Origin of the sequence: Streptomyces sp. NRRL B-24572, from assembly GCF_002156145.1 — a bacterium.
GTDB classification, from domain to species: domain Bacteria; phylum Actinomycetota; class Actinomycetes; order Streptomycetales; family Streptomycetaceae; genus Streptomyces; species Streptomyces vietnamensis.
In genome coordinates, this window is the sequence record NZ_MWIG01000339.1 from 1 (window position 1) to 6,038 (window position 6,038).

5 protein-coding genes are annotated in these 6,038 nt (G+C 72.3%); 4 read left to right on the forward strand and 1 reads right to left on the reverse strand.

Translation table 11 applies throughout. The features are described from left to right. The 4 genes from CCN56_RS21060 to alc form a co-directional block, all read left to right on the forward strand. Positions 1-436, forward strand: a 436-nt coding sequence (locus CCN56_RS21060) for a DMT family transporter (protein ID WP_143664584.1), incomplete at its 5' end; no start/stop codon positions are given. A gap of 5 nt (positions 437-441) precedes the next feature. Then, on the forward strand, positions 442-1,374 hold the full coding sequence (locus tag CCN56_RS21065; protein ID WP_086829018.1) for a DMT family transporter: 933 nt from the start codon (positions 442-444) through the stop codon (positions 1,372-1,374). A gap of 95 nt (positions 1,375-1,469) precedes the next feature. Continuing rightward, positions 1,470-2,396 (forward strand): LysR family transcriptional regulator, encoded by a 927-nt coding sequence (locus CCN56_RS21070; protein WP_086829021.1) that lies wholly within the window; start codon positions 1,470-1,472, stop codon positions 2,394-2,396. Positions 2,397-2,481: 85 nt separating this feature from the next. Beyond that, on the forward strand, positions 2,482-3,606 hold the full coding sequence (gene alc / locus CCN56_RS21075; RefSeq protein WP_086829023.1) for an allantoicase: 1,125 nt from the start codon (positions 2,482-2,484) through the stop codon (positions 3,604-3,606). Between the two features lie 131 nt (positions 3,607-3,737). Here the strand turns inward: alc and pepN are convergent. After that, positions 3,738-6,038: aminopeptidase N (gene pepN, locus CCN56_RS21080; protein ID WP_086829024.1), on the reverse strand; the 2,301-nt coding region annotated here is incomplete at its 5' end.

Genomic DNA, 6,038 nt, shown 5'->3' on the forward strand with positions numbered 1-6,038 from the left:
CGCCCTCGCGGTCACCGGCTGGCAGCTCACCGCGGGCGGCCTGGTCATCGCCCCCCTCGCCTTCCTGATCGAGGGCGCCCCGCCGGCCCTGACCGGCACCAACCTGGCCGGCTACGCCTACCTCGCCTTCGGCAACACCGCGATCTCGTACTTCCTCTGGTTCCGCGGCATCGAGCGGCTGAGCGCCTCCTCGGCCACCCTCCTCGGCCCGCTCTCGCCGATCACCGCGGCCGTCATCGGCTGGGCGGCGCTCGGCCAGGCCCTCGGCCCGGTGCAGGTGCTCGGCATGCTGATCGCCTTCGGCGCCACCCTGGTGGGCCAGCTGAGCCCTCGCACCCCCAAGGGGACCGCCCCCGAGGTCGAATCGTTCAGTGCAGCTGAAAAGAACGGTCAGGAAGTTTCGATGGACCTGGAGGTTTCGGGGGTGCGACGGTAAGGGGCATGAGCCTCGACACCGCCCGCAACCCGACCGACACCACCACCGCAGCCACCGAGAGGCCGGCACCCGCCAAGGGCGCCGGCCTCGGCGTGCTGCTCGCCCTCCTCGCCACCGTCGTCTGGTCCGGCAGCTTCGTCGTCGCCCGCGCCCTCCACGACACCGTCCCCCCGGTCCAGGCCGCCTTCTGGCGCTGGATCGTCGCCCTCGTCGCCGTCGCCCCGCTCGCCGCCCGCGAGACCTGGCGGCAGCGGCACCTGATCCGCCGCCACCTCCGCTTCCTCACCCTCGCCTCGCTGCTCGGCATCACCGTCTACAACACCCTCGTCAACCAGGCCGGGACCGCCACCTCCGCCGGGAACATGGGCATGATCATGGCCGCCTCCCCGGTCCTCATGGCCGTCTTCGCCCGGCTCGGCGGCAACCGCCTCGGCCCGCGCCGCACCACCGGCATGCTCATCGCCTGCGCGGGAGTCCTGCTCCTCGTCAGCAAGGGCTCGCTCACCCCGGACTTCGCCACCGGCGACCTCTGGGTCATGGCCGCCGCCGTCTGCTTCGCCTCCTACAGCGCCCTGCTCAAGCGCCGTCCCGCCGAACTCGGCGGCCTCGCCTTCCTCTTCACCACCTTCGCCCTCGGCGCCCTCATGCTCCTCCCGGCGTACGGGATCAGCCTCGCCGTCCAGGGCGGCTTCGAGCCCACCACCGGCACCGTCGGCCCCCTCGTCTACGTCGGCGTGCTCTCCTCCGCCGTCGCCTTCTTCGCCTGGAACAAGGCCGTCACCCTGATCGGCGCCGCCCGCGCCGGGATCGTCTACTACCTCCAGCCCGTCTGCGTCGCCCTCCTCTCGTACGCCCTCCTCGGCGAACAGCTCGGCCTCCTCGGCGGCGCGAGCATGGTCCTCATCCTCGGCGGGGTCGCCATGAGCTCGGCCCGGTGACCGAGGCCCGGTGACCGAGGCCCGGCAGCCGCGGCCCGGTAACCGCGGCCCGGCAGCCGCGGCCCGGTGAAGAGAGGCCCGATATGTTGCGCCCCATGACCGAGTGGGACATCAAGAAGCTCCAGATCCTCCGCACCCTCCGCGACCGCGGCACCGTCACCGCGACCGCGGAGGCGCTGCTCATGACCCCCTCGGCCGTCTCGCAGCAGCTCACCAACCTCGCCAAACAGCTCGGCGTGCGGCTCCTGGAGGCCCAGGGCCGCCGGGTCCGCCTCACCGACGCCGCCCATCTGGTGCTGCGCCACGCCGAGGTGGTCTTCGCCCAGCTGGAGCGCGCCGACGCCGAACTCGACGGCTACCTGCGGGGCGAGGCGGGGCAGGTGCGGGTCGCGGCCTTCTCGACCTCCGTGCCCGCGCTCCTCGTCCCCGCCGTACGGCAGCTGCGGACCGCCCACCCCGGGCTCGACGTCCGCATCCGGGAGGCCGAGGCGGCGGAGGCGTACGAGCTGCTCACCGCGGGCGAGGTCGACCTCGCGCTCTCGCTCGCCGCCCACGCGCCCTCCGCGCGCGACCCCAAGTACAGCAGGATGCCGCTGCTCGCCGACCCCCTCGACGTCGCCCTGCCCGCCGGCCACCCGCTCGCCGACGCGCCGGGACTGCGGCTCGCCGACCTCGCCGCCGAGCCCTGGATCTTCGGCGGCTCGGGACCCTGGTCCGAGATCACCACCGCCGCCTGCGAGGCCGCCGGCTTCGTGCCGGAGCAGGCCCACAGCGCCTCCGGCTGGACCGCGATCCTCGCCATGGTCGAGGCGGGGCTCGGGATCGCGCTCGTGCCCCGGATGGCCTCCGCGGACCGCCGGGGCGGCGCCGGGGTCGTCATGCGGGTCCTCTCCGCCGACCAGCCGCGCCGCCACGTCGTCGCGGCGGTGCGCAGCGGGGCGGAGGAGGGCCCGGCGGTGGCCCGGGTGCTCGCCGCCCTCCGGCAGGCGGCGGCGGCCCGCGAAACCGTTCAGCAGGGCTGACCCCATGATTGTTCAGCAGAGCTGAATGCATCCATCGAAAACATTCGATGGACCGGAGAGCTGGCCGCACGGGAGAGTCGAAGCCATGAGCAGCCTCGACGCGAACCAGGACCCGCACGCCAACGACGCCGCCCCCTACTCCGGCGGCGACCCGTACGCCGACTACCGCACCGGTGACTTCCCCTTCACCGAGCTCGTCGACCTCGCCGACCGCCGCCTCGGCGCCGGAGTCGTCGCCGCCAACGACGAGTTCTTCGCCGAGCGGGAGAACCTCCTCGTCCGCGAGCGGGCCGTCTTCGACCCGGAGCACTTCGGCCACAAGGGCAAGATCATGGACGGCTGGGAGACCCGCCGCCGCCGTGGCGCCGACGCCGAGAACGTCTTCCCCGCCCCCGAGGACCACGACTGGGCGATCGTCCGCCTCGGCGCCCCCGGCGTGATCCGCGGGATCGTCGTCGACACCGCCCACTTCCGCGGCAACTACCCGCAGAAGGTGAGCATCCAGGCCACCGCCGTCGAGGGCTCGCCCAGCCCCGCCGAGCTGCTCGAGGCGAAGTGGGAGGAGCTCGTCCCGCCGACCCCCGTCCGCGGCCACGCGGCCAACGGCTTCGAGATCACCGCCGAGCGCCGCTTCACCCACGTACGGCTCTGCCAGCACCCCGACGGCGGCGTCGCCCGGTTCCGCGTCCACGGCGAGGTCGTGCCCGACCCCGAGTGGCTGGAGCTCCTCGGCACCCTCGACCTGATCGCCGTGCTCAACGGCGGCTCGTACGAGGACGCCTCGGACAAGTTCTACTCCTCGCCGACCCAGATCATCCTGCCCGGCACCTCCCGCAAGATGGACGACGGCTGGGAGAACCGCCGCCGCCGGGTCCGCGACACCAACGACTGGGTCCGCTTCAAGCTCGTCGCCCAGGGCGCCGTCCGTGCCGTCGAGATCGACACCGCCTACCTCAAGGGCAACTCGGCCGGCTGGATCGCCCTCCAGGGCCGCAACGGCGACAGCGGCGAGTGGTTCGAGATCATCCCGCGCACCCGCCTCCAGCCCGACACCCTGCACCGCTTCAAGCTCCCCGCGCAGGCCGTCGTCACCCACGTCCGGCTCGACGCCTTCCCCGACGGCGGCGTCGCCCGCATGCGTCTCCACGGGGCACTGACGGAGCAGGGCGCGGCCGACCTGCGCGCCCGGTACGCGGCGCTCGGCGGCTGATCCAAGAGCCTCCGCCCGGCGGTGCGGCTGCGCGCCGACGCCTGCCCGCCGGGCGGACTCCAAGCACGGCGAAGGGGCGCCTCCACGGGGGAGGGCGCCCCTTCTCCGTACAACCGGGTACTGACCGGGTACTACTTCGCGGCAGCCGCGTCCGCCGCCCGCGCCTTCAGGGCGCGCTCGACTCCCGCGCGGCACTCGGTCACCAGACGCCGCAGCGCCGGGACCGGGTCGTGCTCGGCGATCCACGCGTCCGTCGCGTCGAGCGTCTCCTGCGAGACCTGGAGCGTCGGGTAGAGGCCGACCACGATCTGCTGGATCATCTCGTGGCTGCGGGTCTCCGAGACGTGCTTGATCGACGCGAAGTACTTCGCCGTGTACGGGGCGAGCAGCTCGCGCTGGTCGGCCTGCACGAAGCCGGCGATCACAGCTTCCTGTACGGCGTTCGCCAGCTTGTCGTCCTCGACGACCGAGGCCCAGGCCTCCGCCTTCGCCGCCTCCGTCGGACGGGCCGCGCGCGCGGTGGCCGCGTGCCGCTCGCCCGCCGCCGTGCGGTCGCGCTCCAGCTCGGCCGCGATCTCCGGCTCGTCGTAGACACCGGTGGCCGCGAGGCGCTGCACGAACGCCCAGCGCAGCTCGGTGTCCACCGCCAGGCCCTCGATCGACTCACGGCCCTCCAGGAGCGCCGCCAGCAGGTCCAGCTGCTGCGGGGTGCGGGCGGTCGCCGCGAAGGCGCGGGCCCACGCCAGCTGGTGGTCGCCGGCCGGCTCGGCCGCGCGCAGGTGCGTCAGCGTGGCGTCCGTCCACAGGGCGAGTCCGGCCTCGCGCCACTCCGGCGCCGCGTACAGGTCGAGGGCCGCCTTCACCTGGCCCTGGAGCGACTGCACCACGCCGATGTCGGACTCCTTGGCGATGCCCGAGAGCACCAGGTCCAGGTAGTCGCGGGTGGCCAGCTCGCCGTCGCGGGTCATGTCCCAGGCCGAGGCCCAGCACAGGGCACGCGGCAGGGACTCGGCGAAGTCGCCGAGGTGCGCGGTGACGTTCTTCAGGGACACCTCGTCGAGGCGGACCTTGGCGTACGACAGGTCGTCGTCGTTGAGGAGGACGACCGCCGGGCGGGCCTTGCCGACCAGCTCCGCGACCGGGGTCAGCTCGGCCGCCGCGATGTCCAGCTCCAGGCGGTCGGTGCGGACCAGCTTGCCGGTCCCGTCCAGGTCGTAGAAGCCGATCGCGATGCGGTGCGGGCGCAGCACGGCCTCGCCCTTGGCGCCGGCGGGCAGCGCCGGGGCCTCCTGGCGGACGGCGAAGGCGGTGATGGAGCCGTTCTCGTCGGTCTCGATCTCCGGGCGGAGGATGTTGATGCCGGCCGTCTCCAGCCACGCCTTCGACCAGGTCTTCAGGTCGCGCCCCGAGGTCTCCTCCAGCGCGCCGAGGAGGTCGGACAGGCGGGTGTTGCCGAAGGCGTGCGCCTGGAAGTACGCCTGGACGCCCTTGAAGAACTCGTCCTGGCCGACGTACGCCACGAGCTGCTTCAGGACCGAGGCGCCCTTGGCGTACGTGATGCCGTCGAAGTTGACGAGCACGTCCTCCAGGTCGTTGATCTCGGCCATGATCGGGTGCGTCGACGGCAGCTGGTCCTGGCGGTAGGCCCAGGTCTTCTCCGCGTTGGCGAAGGTGGTCCAGGCGTTCGGCCAGCGGGTGCCCGGCACCGAGGCCTGGCAGGCGACCGAGGTGTAGGTGGCGAACGACTCGTTCAGCCACAGGTCGTTCCACCACTCCATGGTGACGAGGTCGCCGAACCACATGTGGGCGAGCTCGTGGAGGATGGTCTCGGCGCGACGCTCGTACGCCGCGTCCGTCACCTTCGAGCGGAAGACGTACTGGTCGCGGATGGTGACCGCGCCCGCGTTCTCCATCGCGCCCGCGTTGAACTCCGGCACGAACAGCTGGTCGTACTTGGCGAAGGGGTAGTCGTACGCGAACTTCTCCTGGAACCAGTCGAAGCCCTGGCGCGTGACGTCGAAGATGTGGTCGGCGTCGAGGAACTCGGCCAGCGAGGGACGGCAGTAGATGCCGAGCGGGACGACCTGGCCGTCCTTGCCCTCGTACGTCGAGTGCACCGAGTGGTACGGGCCGACGATGAGGGCCGTGATGTACGTGGAGATCCGCGGGGTCGGCTCGAAGACCCACACGTCGTTCTCGGGCTTCGGCGTCGGCGAGTTCGAGATCACCGACCAGCCGCTCGGCGCCTTCACGGTGAACTGGAAGGTCGCCTTCAGGTCGGGCTGCTCGAACGAGGCGAAGACCCGCCGCGCGTCCGGCACCTCGAACTGGGTGTACAGATAGGCCTGGTCGTCGACCGGGTCGACGAAGCGGTGCAGGCCCTCACCGGTGTTGGTGTACGCGCAGTCGGCGACGACCTTCAGCTCGTTGCG